The sequence below is a fragment of the Duganella sp. sic0402 genome, from assembly GCF_019219065.1.
In the GTDB taxonomy this organism is placed as follows: domain Bacteria; phylum Pseudomonadota; class Gammaproteobacteria; order Burkholderiales; family Burkholderiaceae_D; genus Rugamonas.
In genome coordinates, this window is record NZ_JAHUWK010000011.1 from 88491 (window position 1) to 114288 (window position 25798).

25 protein-coding genes are annotated in these 25798 nt (G+C 63.5%); 16 read left to right on the forward strand and 9 right to left on the reverse strand.

The genetic code is table 11. The annotated features are described in order from the left end of the window. Positions 1 to 27 precede the first annotated feature (27 nt). Genes KW842_RS22310 through KW842_RS22330 form a run of 5 tightly spaced genes read left to right on the forward strand, consistent with a single transcriptional unit; the run spans position 28 to position 6004 of the window. Positions 28 to 1437 carry an ATP-binding protein gene (locus KW842_RS22310; RefSeq protein WP_218306326.1) on the forward strand — a complete coding sequence of 470 codons (1410 nt, stop codon included), beginning with the start codon at positions 28 to 30 and terminating at the stop codon, positions 1435 to 1437. Beyond that, the gene (locus tag KW842_RS22315) at positions 1434 to 2114 is read left to right on the forward strand and encodes a response regulator (RefSeq protein WP_218306327.1); all 681 of its coding nucleotides are present in this window, start codon (positions 1434 to 1436) and stop codon (positions 2112 to 2114) included. Before KW842_RS22310 ends, KW842_RS22315 begins: the two co-directional genes overlap by 4 nt. Positions 2115 to 2138: 24 nt before the next feature. Continuing rightward, positions 2139 to 2867 (forward strand): gluconate 2-dehydrogenase subunit 3 family protein, encoded by a 729-nt coding sequence (locus tag KW842_RS22320; protein ID WP_218306328.1) that lies wholly within the window; start codon positions 2139 to 2141, stop codon positions 2865 to 2867. 5 nt (positions 2868 to 2872) lie between these two features. Continuing rightward, positions 2873 to 4648, forward strand: a complete 1776-nt coding sequence (locus tag KW842_RS22325; protein ID WP_218306329.1) for a GMC family oxidoreductase — start codon at positions 2873 to 2875, stop codon at positions 4646 to 4648. Between the two features lie 9 nt (positions 4649 to 4657). Next, complete coding sequence (locus tag KW842_RS22330; protein ID WP_218306330.1) at positions 4658 to 6004, forward strand: cytochrome c; 1347 nt, start codon at positions 4658 to 4660, stop codon at positions 6002 to 6004. 8 nt (positions 6005 to 6012) lie between these two features. Here KW842_RS22330 and KW842_RS22335 read toward each other — a convergent pair whose 3' ends face one another. Continuing rightward, on the reverse strand, positions 6013 to 6954 hold the full coding sequence (locus tag KW842_RS22335; protein WP_218306331.1) for a LysR family transcriptional regulator: 942 nt from the start codon (positions 6952 to 6954) through the stop codon (positions 6013 to 6015). A gap of 100 nt (positions 6955 to 7054) precedes the next feature. Between KW842_RS22335 and KW842_RS22340 the strand changes: the two genes are divergently transcribed. Then, positions 7055 to 7837, forward strand: a complete 783-nt coding sequence (locus tag KW842_RS22340) for a TauD/TfdA family dioxygenase (RefSeq protein WP_218306332.1) — start codon at positions 7055 to 7057, stop codon at positions 7835 to 7837. Here KW842_RS22340 and KW842_RS22345 read toward each other — a convergent pair. Both KW842_RS22345 and KW842_RS22350 read right to left on the reverse strand, forming a co-directional pair. Continuing rightward, positions 7834 to 8529 carry a DUF535 family protein gene (locus KW842_RS22345; protein WP_218306452.1) on the reverse strand — a complete coding sequence of 232 codons (696 nt, stop codon included), beginning with the start codon at positions 8527 to 8529 and terminating at the stop codon, positions 7834 to 7836. The two genes, KW842_RS22340 and KW842_RS22345, sit on opposite strands and share 4 nt — an antisense overlap. Then, positions 8526 to 8732, reverse strand: a complete 207-nt coding sequence (locus KW842_RS22350; protein ID WP_218306333.1) for a hypothetical protein — start codon at positions 8730 to 8732, stop codon at positions 8526 to 8528. The genes KW842_RS22345 and KW842_RS22350 overlap by 4 nt, the downstream gene beginning before the upstream one ends. 251 nt (positions 8733 to 8983) lie before the next feature. On the opposite strand from KW842_RS22350, the gene KW842_RS22355 reads away from it, so the two are divergent. The 4 genes from KW842_RS22355 to KW842_RS22370 are packed head-to-tail and all read left to right on the forward strand — an operon-like array spanning position 8984 to position 15112. Further along, on the forward strand, positions 8984 to 12484 hold the full coding sequence (locus tag KW842_RS22355) for a response regulator (protein WP_218306334.1): 3501 nt from the start codon (positions 8984 to 8986) through the stop codon (positions 12482 to 12484). A 14-nt stretch (positions 12485 to 12498) separates the two neighbouring features. Then, on the forward strand, positions 12499 to 13317 hold the full coding sequence (locus tag KW842_RS22360; protein WP_218306335.1) for a protein-glutamate O-methyltransferase CheR: 819 nt from the start codon (positions 12499 to 12501) through the stop codon (positions 13315 to 13317). A gap of 2 nt (positions 13318 to 13319) precedes the next feature. Next, positions 13320 to 13922, forward strand: coding sequence for a chemotaxis protein CheB (locus tag KW842_RS22365; protein ID WP_218306336.1), 603 nt, complete (start codon positions 13320 to 13322; stop codon positions 13920 to 13922). After that, a complete protein-coding gene (locus tag KW842_RS22370; RefSeq protein WP_218306337.1) occupies positions 13922 to 15112 on the forward strand; it encodes a hybrid sensor histidine kinase/response regulator in 1191 nt (396 codons plus the stop codon). Before KW842_RS22365 ends, KW842_RS22370 begins: the two co-directional genes overlap by 1 nt. On the opposite strand, the gene KW842_RS22375 is transcribed toward KW842_RS22370, so the two are convergent. Next, on the reverse strand, positions 15109 to 15507 hold the full coding sequence (locus KW842_RS22375; protein WP_218306338.1) for an EF-hand domain-containing protein: 399 nt from the start codon (positions 15505 to 15507) through the stop codon (positions 15109 to 15111). The two genes, KW842_RS22370 and KW842_RS22375, sit on opposite strands and share 4 nt — an antisense overlap. Positions 15508 to 15795: 288 nt before the next feature. Between KW842_RS22375 and KW842_RS22380 the strand changes: the two genes are divergently transcribed. Both KW842_RS22380 and KW842_RS22385 read left to right on the forward strand, forming a co-directional pair. Further along, complete coding sequence (locus tag KW842_RS22380; protein WP_218306339.1) at positions 15796 to 17466, forward strand: PAS domain-containing methyl-accepting chemotaxis protein; 1671 nt, start codon at positions 15796 to 15798, stop codon at positions 17464 to 17466. Between the two features lie 35 nt (positions 17467 to 17501). After that, complete coding sequence (locus KW842_RS22385; RefSeq protein WP_218306340.1) at positions 17502 to 17804, forward strand: 2Fe-2S iron-sulfur cluster-binding protein; 303 nt, start codon at positions 17502 to 17504, stop codon at positions 17802 to 17804. On the opposite strand, the gene KW842_RS22390 is transcribed toward KW842_RS22385, so the two are convergent. After that, a complete protein-coding gene (locus KW842_RS22390; protein WP_218306341.1) occupies positions 17749 to 18642 on the reverse strand; it encodes a cupin domain-containing protein in 894 nt (297 codons plus the stop codon). The genes KW842_RS22385 and KW842_RS22390 overlap by 56 nt on opposite strands. A 112-nt stretch (positions 18643 to 18754) precedes the next feature. On the opposite strand from KW842_RS22390, the gene KW842_RS22395 reads away from it, so the two are divergent. Beyond that, on the forward strand, positions 18755 to 19291 hold the full coding sequence (locus tag KW842_RS22395) for a carboxymuconolactone decarboxylase family protein (RefSeq protein WP_218306342.1): 537 nt from the start codon (positions 18755 to 18757) through the stop codon (positions 19289 to 19291). Here KW842_RS22395 and KW842_RS22400 read toward each other — a convergent pair. Then, a complete protein-coding gene (locus KW842_RS22400; RefSeq protein ID WP_218306453.1) occupies positions 19288 to 19593 on the reverse strand; it encodes a hypothetical protein in 306 nt (101 codons plus the stop codon). The two genes, KW842_RS22395 and KW842_RS22400, sit on opposite strands and share 4 nt — an antisense overlap. A 61-nt stretch (positions 19594 to 19654) precedes the next feature. Between KW842_RS22400 and KW842_RS22405 the strand changes: the two genes are divergently transcribed. Both KW842_RS22405 and KW842_RS22410 read left to right on the forward strand, forming a co-directional pair. Then, positions 19655 to 19924: a MoaD/ThiS family protein gene (locus KW842_RS22405; protein ID WP_218306343.1), complete on the forward strand. Its 270-nt coding sequence runs from the start codon at positions 19655 to 19657 to the stop codon at positions 19922 to 19924. Positions 19925 to 19926: 2 nt separating this feature from the next. After that, positions 19927 to 21018 carry an exo-alpha-sialidase gene (locus tag KW842_RS22410; RefSeq protein ID WP_218306344.1) on the forward strand — a complete coding sequence of 364 codons (1092 nt, stop codon included), beginning with the start codon at positions 19927 to 19929 and terminating at the stop codon, positions 21016 to 21018. On the opposite strand, the gene KW842_RS22415 is transcribed toward KW842_RS22410, so the two are convergent. Further along, on the reverse strand, positions 21015 to 21623 hold the full coding sequence (locus tag KW842_RS22415) for a TetR/AcrR family transcriptional regulator (RefSeq protein WP_218306345.1): 609 nt from the start codon (positions 21621 to 21623) through the stop codon (positions 21015 to 21017). The two genes, KW842_RS22410 and KW842_RS22415, sit on opposite strands and share 4 nt — an antisense overlap. 85 nt (positions 21624 to 21708) lie before the next feature. On the opposite strand from KW842_RS22415, the gene KW842_RS22420 reads away from it, so the two are divergent. Continuing rightward, positions 21709 to 22788, forward strand: a complete 1080-nt coding sequence (locus KW842_RS22420) for an MBL fold metallo-hydrolase (RefSeq protein ID WP_218306346.1) — start codon at positions 21709 to 21711, stop codon at positions 22786 to 22788. Here the strand turns inward: KW842_RS22420 and KW842_RS22425 are convergent, their stop codons facing one another. Both KW842_RS22425 and KW842_RS22430 read right to left on the reverse strand, forming a co-directional pair. Then, a complete protein-coding gene (locus KW842_RS22425; RefSeq protein ID WP_229223849.1) occupies positions 22789 to 23124 on the reverse strand; it encodes a hypothetical protein in 336 nt (111 codons plus the stop codon). A 104-nt stretch (positions 23125 to 23228) separates the two neighbouring features. Beyond that, positions 23229 to 25703 (reverse strand): TonB-dependent receptor domain-containing protein, encoded by a 2475-nt coding sequence (locus tag KW842_RS22430; RefSeq protein ID WP_218306347.1) that lies wholly within the window; start codon positions 25701 to 25703, stop codon positions 23229 to 23231. Positions 25704 to 25798: the final 95 nt, after the last annotated feature.

Here is a 25798-nt window from a genome sequence, read left to right on the forward strand (position 1 = left end):
GGCCAGTCATCGTGGCTAAATAGCCTGATGGTCAAGATCGGTATCACTGCCCGGCTGTTTCTTTCACTGCTGATCGTCAGCGTGCTGACTGCGGTCGGCGTGGGGCTGGGCACGCGCTGGAGCTTCAAGCGCGGCTTCCAGGGCTATCTGAACGAGGTCGAGGCGCGCCGCATGGAGGCGATGGCGTTCGAGTTCGCGCAGGCCTATCAGGAACACGGCAACTGGGACTTCATCCGCCACAACCGCGCCGCATGGGAGCGCTACACCGGCGCCATCGGCCGCGAACGCGCCACTTCTCCGCGCCCTGGCGGCGACTCCATCTATTACGCCGTCCCTGACAAAGCGCCGCGCCGCCTCGGCCTGTACGATATGCAGGGCAATCACCTGGCCGGCAATCTGCAAACCGGCGACGACCTGCGCTATCAGCCGGTGCTGGTCAATGGCGTGGCGGTCGGCACGCTGGCTGGTGCGCCGCTGCGCGGCTTGCAGGAAGAGGCTGAACTCACTTTCCAAACGCAACAGCAGCGCGACAGCCTGTTCATCGGCCTGGCGACGCTGGTGCTGGCGGCGCTGGCGGCGATCCTGCTGGCGCGCAGCTTTGTGGCGCCAACGCGGCGCTTGATTGCGGCCGCTTCCAAGGTGGCGGAAGGCGATTATGGCGTGCGCGTGCCGCATGCGCAGCGCGACGAGCTGGGCACGCTGGCACGCAATTTCAATCTGATGGTGGCCACGCTGGAAAGCAATGAAGCGCTGCGCCGCCATTTCATGGCCGATATCTCGCATGAGCTGCGCACGCCCTTGTCCGTCTTGCAGGCGCAGCTGGAGGCGATGGAGGACGGCATCGAGCCGATCGACAACGACAGCCTGAAAGCCTTGATGGATGAGGTGGCCACGCTGAGCCGTCTGGTGGACGATATGCGCCAGATCACGCTGTCCGAAGTGGGCGCCTTCGATTATCGCCGCGAGCCGCTGGACCTGGCGGCGCTGCTGCGCAATGAAATCCAGCGCTGGGGCGAGCCGCTGGCGCAAGCCGGCATGGAGATCATCGTGGATAGCCCGGAAACCATGATCGTCGATGGCGACACCATCCGCCTGCGCCAGCTGCTGCGCAACCTGTTCAACAACACGCTGCGCCACGCCGACGGCGCCACCCAGCTGAGCATCAGCCTGCATACCTTGCGCAATCAATCGGTGCTGACCTTGTCCGACAACGGCATCGGTGTTAGTGACGCCGGCCTGACCATGCTGTTCGAGCGTTTCTGGCGCGGCGACCGCGCGCGCAGCCGCGCCACCGGCGGCAGCGGCCTGGGCCTGTCGATCTGCCGCAGCATTGTCGAAGCGCATGGCGGCAGCATCAGCGCTGCGCACACGCATACCGCCGTGCCGCATGGCCTGTCGATCCGCATCATTCTGCCATTGCAGGGAGAAGCGGCATGAACCCGCAGCATGTGCTGGTGGTCGAAGATGAACAGCGGCTGGCGCGGCTGCTGGTCAGCTACTTGCAGGCGGCCGGCTACCGCGCCAGCGCCCAGCACGACGGCTTGTCGGTGCAAGCCACGGTGGCGGGCGGCGACGTCGACCTGATCCTGCTGGACTGGATGCTGCCCGGCATGGACGGCCTGAGCCTGTGCCGCGCCTTGCGCGCCAACAGCGATATCCCGGTCATCATGATGACCGCGCGCGCCCAGGAGGAAGACCGCCTCGACGGCCTCGACAGCGGCGCCGACGATTACATCTGCAAGCCCTTCAGTCCGCGCGAGGTGGTGGCCAGGGTCAGGGCGGTGCTGCGGCGCCGTCCATCCGGCACGCCGCAGCCGGGCTTGCAGATCGACGAGCACGGCATGCGCGCTTTCGTGCATGGCAAGGAACTGGCGCTGACGCCGGTGGAGCTGCGCCTGCTGAAGCGTTTGCGCGATGCGCCCGGCAAGGCCTTGTCACGCGATGACTTGCGCAGCTGGGTGTACGAGGACCGGCGCATCGTGCACGACCGCACGATCGATACGCATGTGAAGAACCTGCGCCGGAAACTGGAGGAAGCTGGCCTGGTCGAAGCTATTTCGGCCGTCTACGGGGTCGGCTATCGATGGGAAGCACGCAGCGCGCTGCAACCCTGAAGCAGTCAAACAGAGGAGAAAGAAATGTCTGACGACACACAATCGCCGTCGCGGCGGAGTCTTATCAAAACCATGATGTTCGTGCCCATCGGTGCGGCTGCCGCCAGCGGCGTGGTGCGTGCCTTGCAGCCCGCCAGCGCTGCCGACGGCAACGCATCGGAGGGCAAGCCTGACGCTTATACGCCGGCGTTCTTCAATCAGACCGAGTGGAAATTCCTGGGCGCGGCAGTGGACCGACTGATTCCGCACGACGAGCATGGCCCCGGCGCCGTTGAGCTGGGCGTGCTGGAATTCCTCGACCGCCACATGCAGACGCCATACGCCGCAGGCGATATCTGGTATACGCAAGGCCCTTACCTGAGCGCCAAGCCGGAGTTCGGCTACCAGGGCAAGCTGCCGCTGCGCGACATCCTCCGCGTCGGCATCAAGAACGTGGACGGTTACTGCGCGTCGCAATTCGGCGGCAAGGCGTTTGCCGACCTGGAGCGCAAGCAGCAGGAAGAAATTCTCAAGAACTGCGAAGGCGGCAAGCTGAAGCTGGAGGAAATCTCCGCCAAGCTGTTCTTCACCAACCTGCTGAACGAAACCCGCAATGGCTACTTCGCCGACCCTAAACACGGCGGCAACAAGGGCATGGGCGCGTGGAAGATGATCGGTTATCCGGGCATGCGCGGCGACTATCTGGACTGGGTGGAAGTCCGTGAAAAACCCTATCCGATCGGCCCTGTCGATCTGGCTGGACGTAGAGGTTAAGCATTATGACTATCGTAAAAAACAAAGTGGACGCCGTGATTGTCGGCATGGGCTGGACCGGCGCCATCATGGCCAAGGAACTGACCGACGCCGGCCTCAATGTGGTGTGCCTGGAGCGCGGCCAGGACCGTGATACGCAACCGGACTTCGCCTATCCGCGCGTGGTGGATGAGCTGGAAGGCTCGGTGCACCGCCGTTATCTGCAAGCGCTGTCGCAGGAAACCGTGACCATCCGCCACGGCGTCAACGACACCGCCGTGCCGTATCGCCAGATGGGGTCGTTCAAACCGGGCACCGGCGTCGGCGGCGCCGGCAGCCACTGGTCCGGCTGCCATTTCCGCGCGCTGCCGGAAGACTTCAAGGTGCGCAGCAATGTGGAGCAGCGCTACGGCAAGAAGTTCATTCCGCAAGGGATGACCATCCAGGACTTCCCGCTGACCTACGAGGATCTGGAACCGCACTTCGACCATTTCGAATATGTGTGCGGCACCTCGGGCAAGGCCGGCGTCATCAATGGCAAGCTGGTCGAGGGCGGCAATCCGTTTGAAGGCTCGCGCTCGCGTGAATTCGCGTTGCCGCCGAATCCCAACTATCTGGGGGCCGAATGGTTCTACAAGGCCGCGCGCGAGATGGGTTATCACCCGTATCCGATTCCGGCGTCGAACGCGTCCAGCACTTACGTCAATCCGTATGGCTGCCAGATGGGACCGTGCAATTTCTGCGGCTTCTGCTCGGACTATGGCTGCCTCAACTATTCGAAAGCCAGCCCCAACGCCTGCATCCTGCCGGTGCTGCGCGGCCGCAAGGGCTTCGAGCTGCGTACCCGCGCGCAGGTGCTGAAAGTGAACCTGAGCGCCGACAAGAAGAAGGCCACCGGCGTCACCTACCTGGACGCGCAAGGCCGCGAAACCGAACAGCCGGCCGACCTGGTACTGCTGTGTGCGTTCTCGCTGTTCAATGTGCACCTGATGCTGATTTCCGGCATCGGCACGCCGTACGACCCTGTCAGCAATACCGGCACCATCGGCCGCAACTACTCGTACCAGAATCTGAACCGCGTCTCGCTGTTCTTCGATGAGACCGTGCAGGCCAACCAGTTCATCGGCATCGGCGGCGGCGGCACCACCATCGACGATCTGAACGGCAACCGCAATGACAGCGCCAAGTCCGGCTACATCGGCGGCGGCCTGGTCTGGGCACGCCAGCCGGGCGGCGGTCCGGTGCGCGGCATCGCCACGCCGCCTGGTGTGCCGAACTGGGGCAGCGCGTGGAAGAAGGGCGTCAAGGAAGCGTTCCGCCATTCGTTCTACTACGAGGTGCAGGGTTCGTGCATGTCCTATCAGGACGCCTATCTGAGCCTGGACCCGACCTACAAGGATGCCTTCGGCCGTCCACTGCTGCGCATGACCTTCGACTGGCATGACAACGAGATCAAGGCCTCGCAGTACCTGGTGGAGAAAGCGACCGACATGTGCAAGGTGCTGGGACCGAAAGCGATGAAGGGCGACGCCAAGAAGGATGGCGACCACTACAACATCACGCAATACCAGTCCACCCACACCTGCGGCGGCGCCATCATGGGCACCGATCCGAAGACTTCGGCGCTGAACCGCTACCTGCAATCGTGGGATGTGTCGAATGTGTTTGCGCCGGGCGCCAACGCCTTCCCGCAGAACAATGGCTACAACCCGACTGGCATGGTAGGCGCGCTGACCTACTGGTGTGCTACGGCGATCCGCGAGCAGTATCTGAAAAACCCCGGCCCGCTGGTCCACGCTTAAGGAGACGATATGAACCATGTGAAAAAAGGATTGCTGGTCGTCGCCGGCGTGGCGGTGGTGGCGGTGGCGGGCGCGTTCATCTATGGCTCGCAGGCGACCGTGACCAGGGATATCGGGCCGGGCACGCTCAATCTGACGGCGCCGGATGCACAGCTGATCGAGAAGGGCCGCTACCTGGCGGTGGCGGCGGACTGCGTGGCTTGCCACACGGCGCCGGGCGGCAAGCAGTTTGCCGGCGGCCTGTCGATGGCCACGCCGATCGGCGCCATCTACAGCTCCAACATCACGCCGGATAAAGCCACCGGCATCGGCAACTACAGCCTGAACGACTTTGACCGCGCGGTCCGTCATGGCATCGCGCCATCGGGCGTCACGCTGTATCCGGCCATGCCGTATCCGTCCTACGCCAAAGTGACTGACGATGATACGCGTGCACTGTACGCCTACTTCATGCATGGCGTGCAGCCGGTGTCTGCGGCCAACAAGGCGCATGGCATTACCTGGCCGCTGTCGATCAACTGGCCGCTGGCGATCTGGCGCAAGACCTATGCGCCGCCGGTTGAGCCGCTGGTGCTCAGCAAGTACCAGGGCGAGGCGCTGGCGCGCGGTGCGTATCTGGTGCAATCGCTGGGCCACTGCGGCGCCTGCCACACGCCGCGCGCGGCGACGCAGCAGGAGCTGGCGCAGGACGAGTCGAATCCGCTGTTCCTGTCGGGCGGCCCGGTGATAGACGGCTGGCTGGCGGTTAACCTGCGCAGCAACCCGGCTGGCGGCCTGGGGCGCTGGAGCGAGCAGGACATCATCGATACGCTGGCGACGGCGCGCAATGCGCATTCGGCGGTGGCGGGTTCACCGATGGCTGAAGTGGTGGCGAACAGCACCCAGCAGATGACGCCGGAAGACCTGAAGGCGATGGCGGTTTATCTGAAGTCGCTGACGCCGGGACCGGACGAGAAGGCGCGCTTTGCGGCCAGCGATGTCACCGCCAAGGCCTTGCAGGCCGGCCGCGATGAAACGCGCGGCGCGCAGCTGTATCTCGACAACTGCAATGCTTGCCACCGTTCGGACGCGGTGTCCAATGCCAAGGTGTTCCCGGCGCTGGCGGGTAATCCGTCGGTGCTGTCGGATGATCCGACTTCGCTGATCCGCCTGATTCTGGCGGGCAGCAAGCTGCCTTCGACCAAGGGCGCGCCGTCGGACCTGGGCATGCCGGGCTTTGCATGGCGCTTGTCTGACCAGGAGGTGGCGCAGCTGGCGACCTTTGTGCGGCAGAGCTGGGGCAATCAGGCATCGGCGGCCGATGCTGGCCAGGTGGCGAAGATCCGCAAGCAGGTCGATGCGGAGGCCAGGCACTAGGCAGGCGCTTATCCGGGCGCTTGCTCAGCACGGACTCCCGCTTGCGCGGGAGCGACGCTGAGCGACTCGGCCAGCAGGTCGGTGAATACGCGTATCTTGGAGGCGCCGCGCCGGTTGGCCGGGTACACCGCGTAGATGCCGACTTCCATCTCGCCCGGATTGGCCTGGTAGTCGGCCAGCACCGGCAGCAGCCGGCCGGCGTCCAGGTCCGGCTGCACCAGCCAGCCGGGCAGCAGCGCCAGGCCCAGTCCGTCCAGCGCGGCCTGGCGCAGTATTTCCCCATTATTGACTTGCAGGCTGCCGCTGACTTCGATCTCGGCGGCCTGTTCGCCGTTGCGCAGATGCCAGACGGCGCGCTTGTCGCCGTAGCTGAACAGCAGGCAGTTGTGCCGCGCCAGCGCATCCGGCGTGGGCGGTGCGCCGTGCTGCGCCAGGTAGTCCGGGCTGGCGACAATGTGGCGCTGGTGGCCGGCCAGCTTGCGCGCGATCAGGCCGGGATGGCGTTCCGGATTACCGATGCGGATGGCGACATCGATCGCCTCGTCGACCATATTGGTCAGCGCGTCATTCAGGCGCAGGTCCAGCTCCAGCCGGGGATGGCGGCGGTGCAGCTCAGGCAGCAGTGGGGCGATATGGCGCACCGCCAGCGCCACCGGCGCTGCGACGCGCAGCACGCCGGCTGGCTCGGCGTCGCGTCCGGCGGCGGCGTCATCGGCCTCATCCAGCGCCGCCAGGATGTGCGTGGCGTGTTCGAAGTAGCTGCGGCCGCTGTCGGTCAGGGTAATGCTGCGGGTGGAGCGGTTCAGCAGCGGCGCGCCGATGCGCTGTTCCAGTGCGTCCACCAGCCGCGTCACCGACGAGGTGGCCACGCCCAACTGGCGCGCGGCGGCGGAAAAGCCGCCCTTGCTGGCGACCAGGCAGAAAGCTTTCAGTTCAGCGAATCTATCCATGTTTTGCGTCCTGCGCAAAGGTGTGTGCGATTTGGCCCATATTATCAGCAGATGGGCTGCGGATTATAGTGATTTCATGCTCATAACTCAGGAGGTCAGCATGCTTATCACCCCCCTTTCCATCGGCTTTGGCGCGGAAATCAGCGGCGCCGATTTACGCCAGGCAGACGCCAGCATGGCAGAACAGCTGCGCGCCGCGCTACTGCAATATGGCCTGCTGGTGATACGCGGCCAGTCGTTCACGCCGCCAGACCAGATCGCCGCCAGCCAGCTGTTCGGCAGCCTGGAGACGTTCCCGTCGGTACGCGGCCAACTGGACGGTTGGCCGGAGATTTTCCGCGTCGCCAGCCGGCCCGAGGATGGCCATGTCGAAGTCGGCCGCTACTGGCATTCGGATGGCTCGTTTCGCGCCGACCCGACGCCGATCAGTTTCTGGTATTCGGAAGTGCGCTCGGACGCGGGCGGCGATACGCTGTTCACCGACCTGCAACAGGCATACGCCACGCTGCAGCCGGAGATACAGCAGGAGTTCGGCGCGCTGCGTACGGCGCACCGCAATGGCGTGGTGCATCCGCTGGTGCTCAAGCATCCGCGCACCGGCGTGCCGGCGCTGTATCTGAATATGGGACTGACTGCCGGCGTGCTGGGCCACAGTCCCGAGCATACGCGCGCGCTGATGGCGGCGGTGGACCGTCACTACTCGCGGCCGGGCGCCACTTACCGGCATCACTGGCTGCCGGGCGATGTGGTGGTGGCCGATAATCTGCGGGTAGGGCACAAGGCCACGCCGATCACCCCCGACACGCGGCGCATCCTCAACCGCACCACGGTGCGCGCCGACGGCGTGATCTGGCATCAGGACGCGCCGGAGGCGGCCGCCTAGTGCAGGAAGGTGTGGGCGAAGCTGCTGCTGATGCTGTCGGTGATCGCGCGGCGGAAGTTGCGCTTGGCCAGCGTGCGCGAGCGGTGTTTCTGCTGCACCCGTTCAATCGGCTTTTCCGGCAGCTGGGCCGGGGTCCAGAACAGCCCGCCATGGGTGGGCTGGGCGCCGGCCTGTTGCCAGAAGGCGTCGTAGTCGAAGAAGGACTCGGCCTCTTCTTCATGCAGGCGGCGCGACAGCTGCTCGGCATTGGAGACGCCGATGATCACGTCGGCGCCGAATATCCGCGTCAGCGACTCCACCGCGCACAGCAGGATGCGCGGCGGCGCGATGTCTTTCAGCGTCTTGGTGGCGGTGCGCAGCTCTTCCACCTGGTCGCGCACACCCTGTACGCGGCCGACAAACATGGCGCCGGCCAGGTTGCGCACGCCCCAGCGGCTGGCGGCGATCTTGCCAGGCACCAGCGTCATGCACAGCACGTACAAGGGCACGCCATCCATTTCAAAGATCAGCGACAGATCGCCCTCGTGGTCATGCATGTCGGTGGCGCAGCGCAGATGGCGCGGGAAGGACAGGCGGATCTTGAAATCATGCTCGCGCTCATGGTGTTCCCAGATGGCCGGGCTTTCGTCGAACAGGCGTGTGAAGAAGCAGGGCTTGATACGGTCGCCCAGGCTGCGGTAGTGGTGAATCATGGTGCCAGCGAATCGCTGGTGGACAGAGAGCCCATCAGATAGTTGGCGCGCAGATATTTATAGCGTATCGCCGGATGGCGCGCGGTCAGTGCCGCGATTGGCGCCGTATCCAGCACGCTTTGCAGGCGGTAGTGGCTGCGCGCGCGCAGCAGCAGCGGCAGTCCCCGCTTGAACACCCACTGATGCAGTTGTTGAACCTTCATTCCTATCATCCTCGACTTTGTAACGCCTTGTATCATCATGAAACAAGATTAACTTGGTCTATGGAATATCACATTACATTTTGGAAAGAAAACCCGTATTGATGTATTTTGCTGAATTCTTAGACAATAAAAATTATCCACTGATAATTTTTTGTTGTTTATCAGCTACTGTCGCACGATTGATTTAGCAGGGGTGAGAACCTTGTACTTGGGATAAACTTCTTGCTTCTTAAGCTAATCTGGCCCAGCCCATGCCAAACTCCACCATGCTCGACGACCGCGGTTTTCGTCGCATCCTCGTACGTAACGTGACCTTGCCGCTGGCCGCTGGCGTGGTCAGCGCCGGGGTGTTCGTTGTCCTGCTTGCCTATCTGATCACCACCATGAACTGGGTGGAACACAGCGAGCGGGTGATCGGCAACGCTAATCAGATCGGCAAGGAAATGGTGGACATGGAAACCGGCATGCGCGGCTATCTGCTGGCCGGCGATGAATCCTTCCTGCAGCCCTATATCATCGCCAAGCCGCGCGTGGCGGCCAATCTCGACGGCCTGATGAAGCTGGTGAAGGACAATCCAACCCAGGTTGACCGCCTGCGCACCATTCAATACCAGCAGCAGCAATGGGATTTGTACGCACAGGAAATGATTAAGCTGCGCTCCTCCAACGGCGACGTCACCGGCCCGATCAAGACCGCGCGCGGCAAAGCGCAGTTTGACGAGATTCGCCGCCAGCTGGACTTGTTCGTCAATACCGAAACCCGCATGCGCCAGGAGCGCAACGATGAATCGCGCGCGGTCACAACCACCGTGGCAGTGGTCTACCTGCTGCTGACGCTGGGCGTGGGCGGCGTGCTGGCCTGGTTCGGCCGGCGCGAGCTGACCAGCTTGTCGCGCGTGTACACGCGCGCGCTGGACGACCATGCCGAGCACGCCAAGCAGCTGCAACAGCAAGCCTGGCTGCGCACCGGCCAGAGCGAGCTGGCGCAGCAGGGCATTGGCCAGCTGGCGCTGCCGCAGCTGTCGCAGGCGCTGCTGCAGTTCCTGGCGCGCTATATGGGCGTGGTGGTCGGTGCGCTGTACCTGCGCGCACCGGATGGCAGCTTCCGCCGCGTCGCCTCGTATGGCTTCAGCGATGCGTGGGAACACCGCGACCAGCAGTTCAAGCCAGCAGAAAGCCTGGTAGCGCAAGCCGCCCTGGAGCGCCGCGTGATCCGCCTGGAGCCGCTGCCGGCCGATTACATCCAGGTCGCTTCCGGCCTGGGCGGCGGTGCCCCGGCCAGCGTACTGCTGGCACCGGTGGACAGCGACGGCGTGATCAACGGCGTGGTCGAGCTGGGCCTGTTGCGGCCGATCGCCGAGCGCGATATCGACTTGCTGACGCTGGTGAAGAGCAATATCGGCAGCGCCATCGAAGCCAGCCATTCGCGCCAGCGCCTGCAAGAGGTACTGGCTGAGACCCAGCAACTGAACGAAGAACTGCAAGTACAGCAGGAAGAACTGCGCACCGCCAACGAGGAGCTGGAAGAGCAGTCGCGCGTGCTGGAAGAATCGCAGGCCAGCCTGGAAAACCAGAAGGCCGAGCTGGAACAGACCAACGAACAATTGAACGAGCAGGGCGTGGCGCTCGACCAGAAAAATTCCGAGCTGCTGAAAGCCCAGCAAGATCTGGAAGAGCGTGCGCGCGAGCTGGAACGGGCCAGCCAGTACAAATCGCAGTTCCTGGCGAATATGTCGCACGAGCTGCGCACGCCGCTGAACAGCTCGCTGATCCTGGCCAAGCTGCTGGCGGAAAATGGCCAGGGCAATCTGAACGAAGAGCAGGTGCGCTTCGCCAACACGATTTACTCGGCCGGCAACGACCTGCTGAACCTGATCAACGATATCCTCGACATCTCCAAGGTGGAAGCCGGCAAGCTGGACCTGGTGCCGGAGCAGCTGTCGGTGCGGCATGTCGTCGAAGGCATGGCGATGGTGTTCGAGCCGCTGGCGCAGCAGAAGAAGCTGGCCTTCCATCTGCAAGTCGGGGACAGCTTGAACGAGCACATGGTCAGCGACCGCCAGCGCCTGGAACAGATTCTGAAAAACCTGCTGTCCAATGCGCTCAAGTTCACCAGCACCGGCCAGATCACGCTGTCGGCCCAGCCGGGCGGCAACGGCCAGGTGGCGTTCTCGGTGCAGGACACCGGCATCGGCATCCGCGCCGAAGACCAGCAGGGCATCTTCAACGCCTTCCAGCAAGCTGATGGCACCACCAGCCGCAAATACGGCGGCACCGGCCTGGGCCTGTCGATTTCGCGCGACCTGGCGCAGCTGCTGGGCGGTTCGATCAGCCTGGTCAGCGAGCCTGGCAAAGGCAGCTGCTTCACGCTGACCTTGCCGCTGGCCTGGAGTACGCCGGAGCCAGGCCCGCGCGCCGGTAGCTCGACCACGCCGGCACAGGTGGAGACCAGCGATCGGCCGCTGCCGCCGCTGTCCGAGCAGGCGCCCGCACCTGCCCCGGCGCCGGCCCTGCCACGCCCCTTCGACGATGACCGCGCACTGGTGGAAGAAGCGGGCGCCAGCCGCTCGCGGCTGGTGCTGGTGGTGGAGGACGACGCGGCCTTCGCGCGCATCCTGTACGACCTGGCGCACGAAAAGCAGTACCTGTGCCTGGTCGCTTTCGACGCGGATGAGGGTTTGCGCCTGGCGCGTGAATACCGCCCGGACGCCATCATGCTGGACATCCGCTTGCCGGACCGCTCCGGCCTGTCGGTGCTGCAATTGCTGAAGGATGATGCACACACCCGCCATATTCCGGTGCATGTGGTGTCTGGCGCTGACAACGGCGAGGCCGCGCTGCACCTGGGCGCGATTGGCTACGCGCTCAAGCCGACCACGCGCGAACAGCTGATGGAAGTGTTCCGCCGCATCGAAACCAAGCTGACCCAGAAGATCAAGCGGGTGCTGCTGGTGGAAGACGACGACCGCCAGCGCGACAGCGTGGTGCAGCTGATTTCCGACGATGACGTGGAAATCGTTGCGGTCGGCAGCGGCGAGGAAGCGCTGGCGCTGCTGCGCACCACCGTCTACGATTGCATGATCATCGACCTGAAGCTGCCTGACATGCAGGGCAACGAACTGCTGCAGCGCATGGCCGGCGAATCGCTGGCGGCGTTTCCGCCGGTGATCGTCTACACTGGCCGCAACCTGTCGCGCGCCGAGGAAGCCGATCTGCACAAGTATTCGCGCTCGATCATCATCAAGGGGGCGCGTTCGCCGGAGCGCCTGCTGGATGAGGTAACACTGTTCCTGCACAAGGTGGAAGCCGACCTGTCCAGCGAACGCCAGCGCATGCTGAAAACGGTGCGTGCGCGCGACCGCGTGTTTGAAGGCCGCCGCATCCTGCTGGTGGACGACGATGTGCGCAACATCTTCGCGCTGACCAGTGCGCTGGAACAGAAGGGGGCGCTGGTGGAAGTGGGCCGCAACGGCTATGAAGCGCTGGAAAAACTCGACACCGTGCCGGACATCGACCTGGTGCTGATGGACGTGATGATGCCGGGCATGGACGGTCTGGAAGCGACGCGCCGTCTGCGCGACGATCCGCGCTTCGCGCGCCTGCCGGTGATCGCGATTACCGCCAAGGCCATGAAGGACGACCAGGAGCAATGCCTGGCGGCCGGCGCCAGCGATTACCTGGCCAAGCCGATCGACCTGTCCCGCCTGTACTCGCTGTTGCGCGTGTGGATGCCGAACGCCGAACGTAGCTGAAGTAAAGGTAATGTATGCATCATAGCGACACCGATATCGAGCTGAGAATGTTGATCGAAGCGATCTACATGAAGTACAGCTACGATTTTCGTGATTACACCGGCGCTTCGCAAAAGCGCCGCGTGCTGCACGCGATGCGCGAGATGGAGTGCGATAGTATTTCGGCGCTGCAGGCGCGCATCATTCACGAGCCGGCCGCCTTCAGCCAGCTATTGCAGTACCTGACCATCCCGGTAACGTCGATGTTCCGCGATCCGACCTACTTTGCCGCGTTGCGCGAGCATGTGGTGCCGGTGCTGCGTACCTATCCGTCGCTGAAGATCTGGATTGCTGGCTGCAGCACCGGTGAGGAAGTGTATTCGATGGCGATCCTGCTCAAGGAAGAAGGGCTGCTGGAGCGCAGCATGATTTACGCCACCGACATCAACCCGCAGTCGCTGGACAAGGCGCGCAAGGGCGTGTTTCCGCTGGATGCGATGCGCGAGTACACGCAGAACTACCAGGCGGCCGGCGGCACGCGCAGTTTTTCCGACTATTACACCGCCGCTTATAACGCGGCGCTGTTTGATAGCGCGCTGTGCGAGAACGTCACCTTTGCCGACCATAGCCTGGCGACCGACGCGGTGTTCGCGGAAACGCATCTGATCAGCTGCCGCAATGTGATGATTTACTTCAAGAAGAAGTTGCAGGAGCGCGCCTTCGGCCTGTTCCACGAGTCGCTATGCCATCGCGGCTTTCTGGGGCTGGGCAGCAAGGAGAGCATCGACTTTTCCGCCTATGGCCCGCGCTTTGAGCCCGTCCTCAAGCGCGAACGGCTGTTCCGCAAGCGCTGACCATGGACCGCTCGCAGCTCCAGACCGCGCTGGCCGGCCGCAACATCGAGGCGGTGGTGATCGGCGCCTCGGCTGGCGGCGTCGGCGCGCTGTTGCGCCTGCTGCCGGGATTGCCGGCCGACTACGGCTGCGCCATGGTGGCGGTGCTGCATATTCCCGATGGGCGGCAGAGCCATCTGGCCGGGGTGTTTCAGCAGCGCATGAATTTGCCGGTGCACGAGGCGCGCGACAAAGAGCAGATTGCTGCCGGAACGTTATACTTTGCAGGTTCGGGCTACCATTTGTCGGTAGAGCAGGATCGCAGTTTCTCACTGAGCTGCGAAGCGCCGCTGCATTTCGCCCGGCCGGCGATCGATTATTTGATGGAATCGGCGGCTGACGCCTACGGCCCGGCCCTGGTCGGCATCCTGCTGACCGGCGCCAACCAGGATGGCGCGGCTGGCCTGGCGGCGATCGGCGCGGCCGGCGGCCTGACCGTGGTGCAGGACCCGCGCGAAGCCGAAGTACCGACCATGCCGCAGGAGGCGATCCGGCTGCGCCAGCCGGACCTGATTTTGCCGTTGGATGAGATACACACTCTGTTGATGATGCTGGAGAATAACTAATGCAAGACGCCTCCCCCACCAAGCTGCTGATCGTTGACGACCTGCCGGAGAACCTGCAGGCGCTGAACGCCGTGATACGCGGCGACGGGCGCGAGGTCTACCAGGCAGGGTCCGGCGAGGAGGCCCTGGCGCTGCTGCTGCAACATGATTTCGCCATGGCTTTCCTGGATGTGCAGATGCCGGGCATGGACGGCTTTGAACTGGCCGAGCTGATGCGCGGCACCGAGAAGACGCGGCAGATTCCGATCGTGTTCGTGACGGCGGCCGGCAAGGAGCTCAACTATTCGTTCAAGGGTTACGAGGCTGGCGCGGTGGACGTGTTGTACAAGCCGCTCGATCCGCGCGCGGTGAAGGGCAAGGTGCAAGTCTTTGTGGCCCTGTACGAGGCGCGCGAGGCGATGCGGCGCCAGGTCGAGGCGCTGGAGGCGTCGCGCCAGCAGCAGGCCGAGACGCAGGCGCAGCTGGAGCGCGCGCTGCTGATGCGCGATGAATTCATGTCGATGGTGTCGCACGAGATGCGCACGCCGCTGAATACGCTGTACCTGGAAACCCAGCTGCGCAAGATGCAGCTGGAGCGCGGAAATATGGCCGCGTTCGGCGCCGAGCAGTTGCAGCGCATGGTGGCGCGCGACGACCGCCAGATCCAGAGCATCATCCGGCTGATCGACGACATGCTGGACGTGTCGCGCATCCGCAGCGGCAAGCTGTCCTTGCGGCCGGGCTGGGTGGAGCTGTCCGGTTTGCTGCGGCGCGTGGTGCATGATCTGACGCCGCAAGCCACCACCTCCGGCACCAGCATCACGCTGAGCGCCGACACGCCGGTCAGCGGCTGGTGGGACGAGTTCCGCATCGAACAGATCGTGGTCAATCTGCTGACCAACGCCATGCGCTATGGCTGCCAGCAGCCGGTCAGCGTCAGCCTGACGGTGCAGCAGGACTGGGCACGTATTGACGTGCGCGATTGCGGCCCTGGCGTGGCGCCGGAAAACCAGGCGAAGATTTTTGAACCGTATGAACGCGGCGTCGGCAGCGATGCACCGGCAGGCCTGGGACTGGGCCTGTATATTTCGCGCCAGCTGGCCGAAGTGCACGAAGGCAGCCTGACCTTGCACAGCAAGCCGGGCGAAGGCTCGGTGTTCAGCCTGACCCTGCCGCGCCGCGATGCGCCACCACAAGCCGAGCAGGCTTAGCGCGAGTGCGCCTCTTCGCGGCGCTGGATCAGATAAGTTTGCAGGTCGTCGAAACTGACGTTGCCGCGCTGGGCGGTGTCGATGTGGTCGAAGTTGCGGTCGACCACGCCGAGGCCGGCCTTGCGCGCTTCGTCGCGGCTCAGCATGCCATTGCCGTCGAGATCGGCGGCGTCAAAACGTTTCCTCAGCTTTTGCATCGGCTGGTAGCGCAGCAGCGCCGGGCCGGGCGCCGCGTCGCGCAAGGGTTTGCGCAGTGCCGGCGGAATGTACGGCGAGTAGGCCGGCGCGCTGCGTGCGGCTGGTGACAGGCCTGGTTCCTGGCTGGGCGACTGCGCGCCAGCATGGGCAGCGAGCCCGGCCGCCACGGTGATCAGTGCACATTGCAAAAGCTTCATTGTTGTCTCCCCCGCATCGCGAGATGCATGGCTTGGAGAGATACTTTGATCCTAATGCGCAAATTAAGCAAATGGCTTCGGTGCGCGCTGTCGCCCGGATGCATCACACACATTACACTTTCACTGTTGTAACTCAACAGAAAATTTGCGGCATTGCGACAATTGGAGATTATTTTGCGCCCAAAATAATTCTATTCTTCTTACACAGGCCATTGCGGCCTGTGGCGCCCCCCAAGCCCCGGTTCGCCTCCCTACTGAAAAGCAGATGAAGCTGGCAAAGGAGCGGTTATGCGAGTCAACACCCCAGTCACGCAAAATGAATACATCATGGAGGATGGCAAGACCATCGTCTCCACCACCGATTTGCAAGGCAATATCAATTACGCCAACCCTTACTTCATTGAAGTCAGCGGCTTCACCGAGGAAGAGTTGATGGGCGCGCCGCAGAACGTGGTGCGCCATCCGGATATGCCGGTGGAAGCGTTTGCGGACTTGTGGAACACCATCAAGGACGGCATGCCGTGGACCGGGCTGGTGAAGAACCGCTGCAAGAACGGCGACTACTACTGGGTGCTGGCCAACGTCACGCCGGTGATCGAAAACGGCAAGCCGGTCGGCTACCTGTCGGTGCGCACCAAGCCGTCGCGCGAGCAGGTGCGCGAGGCGGACGCGCTGTACCGCGAATTCAAGAATGGCAATCCGCGCAATCTGCGCATCGTCAAAGGGCGCGCGGTATCGACCGGCCTGGCCGCCCGCATCCGCGCAATGACCAGCACTTCGCTGCCGACGCAGATCGCGGCAGTGACCACGCTGCTGGTCAGCGTGCTGGCCGCGCTGGCGCTGGCGCTGCTGGTGATGGATGACGCCACTGCCGCCAAGGCGCACGGCTGGCTGGGCGGCGCGGCCATCATCGCCATGCTGGGCATGCTGGCGTTTGGCCGCAACCTGTATGTCAATGTGGCGCTGCCCTTGCGGCAGGCGACCAAGGCGGCGCGCATGATGGCCGGCGGCGACCTGACCGCCAAGATCGAGATCCAGCGCGACGATGAGGTCGGGCAGCTGCTGGCGGCGCTGCGCCAGACCAATATCAATTTGCACAGCATCATCGGCGATGTGCGCGCCAACTTCGACCAGATCTCGGTGGCCACTGATGAAATTGCCGATGGCAATATGGATTTGTCGGGCCGCACCGAATCGCAGGCGTCCAGCTTGCAGCAGACCGCCTCCAGCATGGAGCAGCTGACCGCCACCGTGCAGCAGAGTGCCTCCAACGTCGCCAGTGCCAACCAGCTGGCCGAACGGGCGCGCGAAGTGGCCACGCAGGGCGGCAGCATTGTCTCGCAGGTGGTGACTACCATGGGCGACATCAGCGCTTCGTCGGCGAAGATCCTCGACATCATTGGCCTGATCGACGGCATCGCCTTCCAGACCAATATTCTGGCGCTGAACGCGGCAGTGGAGGCGGCACGCGCCGGCGAGCAGGGACGCGGTTTCGCCGTGGTGGCGTCCGAGGTGCGCGGCCTGGCGCAGCGCTCGGCCACGGCGGCCAAGGAAATCAAAGAACTGATCGATACTTCGATCCAGAAAGTGCAGGCCGGCACCACGCTGACCAACAGCGCCGGCGTCACCATGAACGAGGTGATTGAATCGGTGTGCCGCGTATCCAAGGTGATGGGCGAGATTTCCAATTCGACGCGCGAGCAGAGCAACGGCATCGGCCAGGTCAACGAGGCGGTGATCAAGATCGACGACATCACCCAGCAGAACGCGGCGCTGGTGGAAGAAGCCGCTGCTGCGGCCGGCAACCTGGCGGTGCAGGCGCGCTTCGTGTGCCAGGCGATTTCGGTATTCAAGCTGCAACAGCACGCCAACGCGTCCGCGCGGCGTACCCGCCCGGTCGGCGGCCAGCCTTCGCGCCCGCCGGTGGACAGCAAACCGCGCCTGCAACTGCATGCTTGATATCATATTGCCTTCACGGGCAATAGGATGCAGGCATGAAGGTCACGCTGGAAGGGCAGGGATGGACGTTTGAGGCGCAGGCGCCGGAGACGCTGCTGCAGGCGGCCGACCGGAACGGCATCCGCTTGCCGAGCTCGTGCCGCAACGGCACGTGCCGCACCTGCATCTGCCTGTCCACCAGCGGCACGGTACGCTACAAGGTCGACTGGCCGGGCCTGAGCCCCGACGAAAAGCGCGAGGGCTACATCCTGCCTTGCGTGGCGATAGCCGAAACCGATCTGCTCATTCAGGCGCCCGCCGCCGCCAGGCTCCCGGTCCCACCCCATACTGGCGCTTGAAGGCGCGGTTGAACGCCGCTTCCGACTGGTAGCCTACCGCCTCTCCCACTTCCCCTGCCTGGCGGCCGTCGTCCAGCAGGCGGGCGGCGCGCGCCATGCGCAGCTGGGTCAGCACATCAGCCGGCGTGGCCCCGGCGGCCTGCTTGAACAGCCGGGCGAAGGTGGCGCGCGACATATGGCTGGCGTCGGCCAGGTCTTCCAGTGTCCATGGTTTTTCCGGCGCGGTCAGCATGCCGTTGATGGCGGCCTGTAGGCGGCGTTCGGCCAGTACGCCGAACAGGCCGGGCACCGCCAGCGATTGTTCCAGCCAGGTGCGGATCAGCAGCGCGAACAGGGCCAAGGCGAGCTGGCGGATGATGGCTTCCGAGCCGCCGCGCGGCGCTTCCGCTTCTTCCTGCAGCATGCGCAGCAGGTAGCGCAGGCTTTGCGCGTCCGGACGGCCGGCGGTGCGCACCACCAGCATGTGCGGCAAGGCTTGCAGCAGGCCGGCGCCGCTGTCGGCGTCAAAACGGAATTCGCCGCACAGGATGTCGGTTTGCGGGCCGTCGCCGTGGTTGCCTTGCAGTTGCAGCACGCCGGGCGTGCTGTGCTGGGCCGAGGCCAGCGCCGGATCGCCGATGTGCAGCTGGTGCGCGCCGCCGTGCGGGAAGACGACGATGTCGCCGGTTTGCAGTATCTGCTCGCCGACCTGCGCTTCGCCGCGCACGATCAGGTGGTAGGGAGCGACGCCAGGCGGCGTGCCCTGGTGGTTCAGCACCCACGGCGCGCCGAAGCGGCAGCGCACGTCCAGCGCGGTGCGCACCGGGTAAAGGGAGAGTAAATGGCTAAGCGGGTCCATAACATGCGGATGAGACGATAGAGCAAATTATAGAGCATTTCGGGTATTCAGCATCGCAAGCGACCGGCCTACACTGTTTCCATCGCAACTCACTTTGAAAAGGAAACACATCATGTCCCGCTTATACACCCAAGCTGCTAGCGAAGCCAGCGGCCACGCCGCCCAACTGTTCACCGCCATCAAAGGCGCGATCGGCAAGGTGCCGAACGCCTACCTGGGCATCGGCAGCAATAGCCCGGTGGCGCTGGAAGCCGCGCTGAATCTGGATGCTGCGCTGCGCAAAAGCAGCCTTAGCGCGAAGGAAATCGAAGTGGTGAAACTGGCGGTCAGCCAGAACGCCGGCTGCGATTATTGCCTGGCCGCGCACACGCTGATGGGCGGCAAAGCTGGCTTGAGCAATGAAGCCATCCTCGGCGCACGCCACGGCCAGCCGGGCGGCGATGCGCGCCTGGACGCGCTGGCGGATTTCGTCCGCAGCGTGGTCAGCACCAGCGGCGATGTGCCTGCTGATGTCGTGCTGGCGGTGAAGCAGGCCGGCTATAGCGATACGCAGATCGTCGATACGCTGCTGGCGGTTACCTCGATCACCTTCACCAATCTGTTCAACCGGGTGAATGTGACCGAGATCGACTTCCCGCGCGCCGGCTAATCCTTCTTGCGGAGGCGCTGCAACAGCGCCTCCGTGGTGTCGCTGAGCGGCACGCCGTGGCGCCGCAGCAACTGAATATTCAGCACCATGTTTTCCAGCACCAGCTTGGCGGCGACGGCCAGCAGCGTCAGGTGCTTGTCCTCGTCGCTGAAGTTCTCCATCGCGTCAGCCATCTCGCACAGATGGTTGGAGATCAGGCCGCGCAAATCGTGTTCGTCAAAAGGCAGGTCGGCGAAGTCGATCGGGTCTTCCTTCTCCACTTCCTGCATCAGCAGTTCCAGTTCTTCCGGGGTAATCGACATGCACAGCTCCGGTGATTGAGGCGATTTCATTTTAGCGCCAATCGGCATAGAATCTGTGCGCATGGCGCATCTGAACTTTACCCAGCAACTAGGGCGCTTCATGGCCGTGCCGCAGGTGCAGACCGACGCGGCCGACCTGCGCGGCGCGCTCAATGCCTGCTTTGCCGACCATCCCCGGCTGCGCGGCTATGTGCTCGACGAGCAGGGGCATTTGCGCGAGAACGTGGTGATTTTCATCGACGGCCAGCGCACCCGCGAACGCCAGCGGCTCGACGACGCGCTGGCTCCCCATTCCCAGGTATACATCTTGCAAGCTTTATCAGGAGGCTGACCATGTCCGACCGCGCCTATATCGCGACGCGCAAAGGTTTGTTTGAAGTGACACGCACGCATGAGGCGTGGCTGCTGGATCAGCAGCATTTCCTTGGCGATCCGGTGTCGATGGTGCTGCCGGACCGGCGCGACGGCACGCTATACGCGGCGCTGAACCTGGGCCACTTCGGCACCAAGCTGCACCGTCGCGATCCGGGCGGTACTGACTGGGTGGAAGTGGCGGCGCCGGCGTTTCCGCTCAAGCCAGCCGACAGCACCGATCCGGTGGAATGGAAGGTGAGGCAGATCTGGTCGCTGGCGGCGGGCGGTCCCGACCAGCCGGGCGTGCTATGGGCCGGCACCTTGCCGGGCGGGCTGTTCCGCTCGGATGACCGCGGCGACAGCTGGCAACTGGTGGACGCCTTGTGGAATGTGCCGCAGCGCGCGCAATGGATGGGCGGCGGCTACGACGTGCCGGGTATCCACAGCATTTGTGTCGATCCGCGCGATAGCCGGTCGGTGCTGGTAGGCGTGTCCTGCGGCGGCGCCTGGCTGACCAATGACGGCGGCGCCAGCTGGACGCTGCGCGCGAAAGGCATGCTCGCCACCTATATGCCGCCCGAGCTGGCCGGCGAGGAAACGGTGCAGGACCCGCATTGCATCGTGCGCTGCCCAGGCGAGCCGGACAAGCTGTGGTGCCAGCACCACAACGGCATCTGGCGCAGCGTCGACAATGGCGCGCTGTGGACCGAGGTGAAGCCGCCGGCGCCGGTGTCGGATTTCGGCTTTGTCACGGCGGTGCACCCAAAGGATGGCGAGATGGCGTGGTTTGTTCCCGCCGAAGCCGACAGCAAGCGGATTCCACCGCAGGCCTCGCTGGCGGTGACCCGCACCACCGATGGCGGCAAGAGCTTTATCGCCTGGCGCGGCGGTTTGCCGCATCAGCATTGCTATGACCTGGTGTACCGGCACGGGCTGGCGGTCAGCGATGACGGCCAGGTGTTGCTGATGGGCTCGACCACTGGCGGCGCGTGGCTGTCGGAAGATGGCGGTGGCCAGTGGCAGACGATTTCCACCACCTTGCCGCCAATTTACGCGGTGGCCTTCGCCTAGTCGGCGTAGGCCAGGAACATTTCCACTGCTGACTGCACCACTTTTTGCTGCATCTCCGCGCTGAGGGGCGGCTGGTTCATGGTGACCTGCGGCCAGAAGGCAAAGGTCTTCAACTGGCCTTGCAGTATTTGCGACGCCAGTTCGGGATCGCCGGCGCGCAGCAGCTTGCCGTCGGCCTGGGCGGCGCGCAGCCAGGTGGTGACCGCCTCTTCCTTCACGCTGAGACGGCCGACCATTTCCTGCGCCCGTTCGGGCGAGTGGATGGCCTCGGCGATGGCGACGCGCGCCAGGTCGAGAAAATAGCCATCCTGCAGCATTTCCATCTTTTTGTTCAGCAAATCCAGCAATTGCTGGCGCAGCGGCGCGGCCGGCTCATAGGGCGGCGGCTGCATCGCGCCGATGCTGCACCACAGCTCATGCAATATTTGCGCGAACAGTTCGTCTTTACTGGGGAAGTGGTTGTAGACGGTGCGCTTGGACACGCCGGCGGTGGCGGCAATCTTGTCCATGCTGGTGGATTCGAAGCCGCTGGCGCGGAATTCGGCGATGGCTGCTTCGACAATCGCTTGCCGTTTGCGGTCGGTCAGTTTGATGGGCGCATTCATGCTTTTATTTTACACCGACTAGTTTACTTTTTCAAAAATAAGAACTACACTGTGTAGTGTACATTCTAACTCCCTGGAGTCCCTCATGCATCCATCCGTTATTGCCGAATCTGCTATCGATAGCCTGGACGGCTTGTCCGTCCCTAGCGCGCCACGCTCGCGCAATGGCCGTTTCCGGAATCCGGTCAGGATGCACAAGATGGGCTTCTTCAAGACGCTGGGCATCATGCTGCGCTTTGCTTTCGACAAGCCGAAAGACACGGTGCCGACTCAGCCGATTCCCGTTCATGCGATCACGCAGCAGCAGTTAGTGGATGCTCCGGATCGCAGCTTGTTCCGCCTGGGCCACTCGACGGTGCTGCTCAAGCTCAATGGCCAGTTCTGGCTGACCGACCCGGTGTTTTCCGAGCGTGCGTCGCCCGTGCAGTGGGCCGGTCCGCAGCGTTTCCACCAGCCGCCGATCAGCATCGAAGACCTGCCGCCGATCAAGGGCGTGATCCTGTCGCACGACCATTACGACCATCTGGACCAGGCCGCTGTGAAAAAGCTGGCCGCCAAGACCGACCATTTCATCACCCCGCTGGGCGTGGGCAAGCGCCTGATCGCCTGGGGCATCCCGGCCAGCAAGGTGCAGCAACTGAGCTGGTGGCAAGCCACGTATGTGGCCGGCCTGAAGCTGGTGGCGACGCCGGCCCAGCATTTCTCCGGCCGTGGCCTGCATGACCGCAACAAGACGCTGTGGGCATCGTTTGTGATTGAAGACCGCGATGTAAGGCTGTTTTTCAGCGGCGATAGCGGCTATTTCGACGGATTTAAGGAAATTGGTCGCCGCTACGGGCCGTTCGACGTGACCATGGTGGAAACCGGTGCCTACGATCCGCAATGGCCGGACGTGCATATGCAGCCGGAAGAGTCCTTGCAGGCGCACATTGATTTGCGCGGCAAGGTGCTGCTGCCGATTCATAACGGCACGTTCGACCTGTCGCTGCATGCCTGGCACGATCCCTTCGACCGGATCACCCAGCTGGCGCAGGAGCGCCGCCTGCCGATCGCCACGCCGGAAATCGGCCAGCCGCTGGATATCCGCCAGCCGCATGCCGAAGTGAAATGGTGGGAACCGCTGGCGCAACAGGAGGCGGCCGAGGCCGCTGCGCGCGCCGCCTGATCAGGCAGTGATGTTGATGAACTTGCCGATGGTCTGCCCCAGCGTGTTGACCTGCGGCTTGGGCACGACTAAATCCGTCGGCAATTGCTGCTCGACGCGGGGCGGGTTTTCAATGGCGCGGGTGAGATTGACGGTGGGCAGCGGCTTTTCCGCCGATTGCGTCGCCTGATTGCTTTCGCGCTGGCTGTCCGACAGCTTTTGCTTGTCCTTCGCTAACTGATCCTGGCTGGCGTCCAGCCGGCTGCTGTCCTGGCTGACGCGCACGCGGTCCTGTTGCACCTGCCTTTCAGCTTGTACAACCGATGCTTGCAGCGCAGTAACGGACAAGGTGGCCATGACAATCCTTCAGGCAGGATGATGCATTTATTGCAGATTAGGCCATGGAAACAAAAAAGGCAAGGCCAACTGCGCCTTGCCTGAAGAGGGACGTTACGTGCCCCTTAGAAGCGATACAGCAGAGATGCTTCCCAGGTGCGGCCAAACAGCGGACGCGCGTTGATCGGGCCGACGTTGCCGGTGGTCAGGCGCGAATTGCCTTCGGTCAGGCCAAGTTCGTTGTTGAGGTTGGTGCCCGCCAGGCGCACTTCGATCTTCTCACCCAGCGAAAACAGCACGCCCGCGTCGATGGTGCGGTAGGACGGCAGGTATTGCTGGTTGGCCTGGTCCGCCCAGCGCTCGCCGATCGAGGTGTAGGTCGCGTACAGCTTGGCCGAGTGGCCATCGCCGAACGGAATGCGGTAGGTTGGCGTGAAGCGGAATTGCAGCTTTGGCTGGCGCTGCACGACTTTGCCGGCGGTGGCAGGGTTGTCCTTGTACTCGGACTTCTGATAGTCGCCGGTCAGTTGCAGTTGCAGGTTTTCGATCGGACGCACCGCCACTTCAAACTCGACCCCATTGCCTTTGGAGCCGCTGACCGAACGCAGTTCCTGGCCGTTCGAGAGGATCTGCGTGAACGCGATACCGTCAAATTGCGTGTGGAAGGCGTTGATATAGGCGGTGTACAGCTGGGTTGCCGTCTTGAAGCCGATTTCGTACTGGCTGATTTTCGGCGTTGGCAGCAGCTTGCTGTCGTTGGCGTCCTTCTGGTTGCCGGCGCCGCGGATATCGTCAAACGACACGAAAGTGTGGCCACGGTTGGCGCGCACAAACACCGACGAATCCTTGGCCAGCTTGTAGTTGCCGCCGATGGTGAAGGAGTTGGCGCTGTCGCTGCGGCTCAGGTAGGTATTCGAGCCGGTGGTCATCGAGGTGCCATTGTTGTAGACGGTCAGCGGATTGTTGTCGGTATCGCCCGAAGCCAGGTTGGAGATGGTGCCGCTGATCTTCTGCTTTTCGTGGCGGATACCGGCGTCCATCTTGATCTTGTCGGTGATCTGCCATTCGTCCGAGATGAAGCCGGCAGTGTTGCGGCCGTCATACGAGGCCACCGGCGCGTAGTTGACCGGGCCGTCGGTGCCGTTTTTCGACACCACCACGCCATTGTTCAGCGTGACGTTGATCAGGCTGGCTTGCGGCACGGCGGTCATCAGGTGGCTATTGCCGAGGAACCAGATGTCGTGCGACGAGTAGTCGGCGAAGTAGCCGCCCACGGTGAGGGTGTTGCCTTTGAAGATTTCTTTGCTGACGCGCAGCTCATCGGTGAAGGATTTCAGTTTTTTCTCGACCGCCCACAGGCCAGCCTGCACCACTTGCTGATTGCCAGCCACCGCGCCGCCTTTGACATACGAAGCGGTGCCGGAGGTTGCCAGGCCGCCGGCAGCCGCCACCACGGCCGGATTGCTGTTGGCCGAGGTAATGGCCGCGTTAATGTAATCGCTCATCGACAACGGGTTGTTACCGGTGAACATGGCGATGGTGTTCAGGTCGCCGTCAAAGCGGTTGAACTTGTTGGAGATGCTCCAATCGCCGATTTTCTGGTCGAAGTTGGCGCCGAAGACGGTGGCTTTCAGGCCACGGCCATCACCGAGGTCCTTGTTCAGCGTGCGGCCAGGGCCGGCTTCGATGGTGAAATTGCGCATTTCGCCGCTCATCAGCGTGCCGGTCAGCGGATCGAAGCCGGGGAAGGCGCTGATGCTGCGGCCGCCGTTGCTGGAGATCAGCGGTACGCCGGTGTAGAAGGCGTTTTTGTCGTCGGTGCTGCGCGCGTACAGGGTCAGCTTGCCCTGGTCGAGGTTGCGGGTCAGCGTGGCGGTGATCTGGTGGCCGTCGTCAGCCGGGAAGCCGGCGTCGCGCACGCCGTCGGTCTTGCGGTAGAAGCCGCCGACCGAGCCATACCAGCCGTCGCTGAGCTTGCCGCCGTAGTACATATCGACGCGGCGCAGGCTGCCGGTGCCGGTAGTGAAGCGCACCGTGCCTTCCGGCGTGTCGGTACCTTCTTTGAGGATAAAGTTCATGGTGGCGCCCGGCTGGCCGTTGGACCAGATGGTCGACGGGCCGCCGCGCAGCACTTCGACGCGCTCGACGGTGTCGTCCAGGCGGAACGCCGACGAGCCTTCAAAGAAGGACAAGGTTGGCGGCGGGAAGATCGGGTTGCCCATCATCTGCACCGAAACGAACGGCGAATCGGAACCCGACGGGAAGCCGCGCACCTCGATGTTGGCGCCGGACTGGCCGCCGGTCGATTCCGCGTACACGCCCGGCACCAGCTTCATGACGTCGGCGGTGCTGCTCGGTGAGGCTTGCTTCAGCTGTTCTTCGTTGGCGGTGGTGATCGAGAAGGCGGAGTCAACCTTGCGCACGCCGCGCGCCGAGGCGACGCCGGTGACGACCACTTGCTGGATTTCCTTGGAAACTTCGGTGGATGGCTCGGCAGTCGCAGCCTGAGCCGATGCAGGCTCGGTCTGGGCGGCGGCGCTCTGGTTGACCATGATGAGGACGGCGGCCGCGATGGCCGATGGCAGGAACGGGTTTTTCATCGTGTCTCTTCTTTCTTATAGGGTCTATCGTCTCCCGGAGACAGCGTGCCGCCATCGCCGATTTAGTCATTGAAACAAGAAATGTTATCGATGTC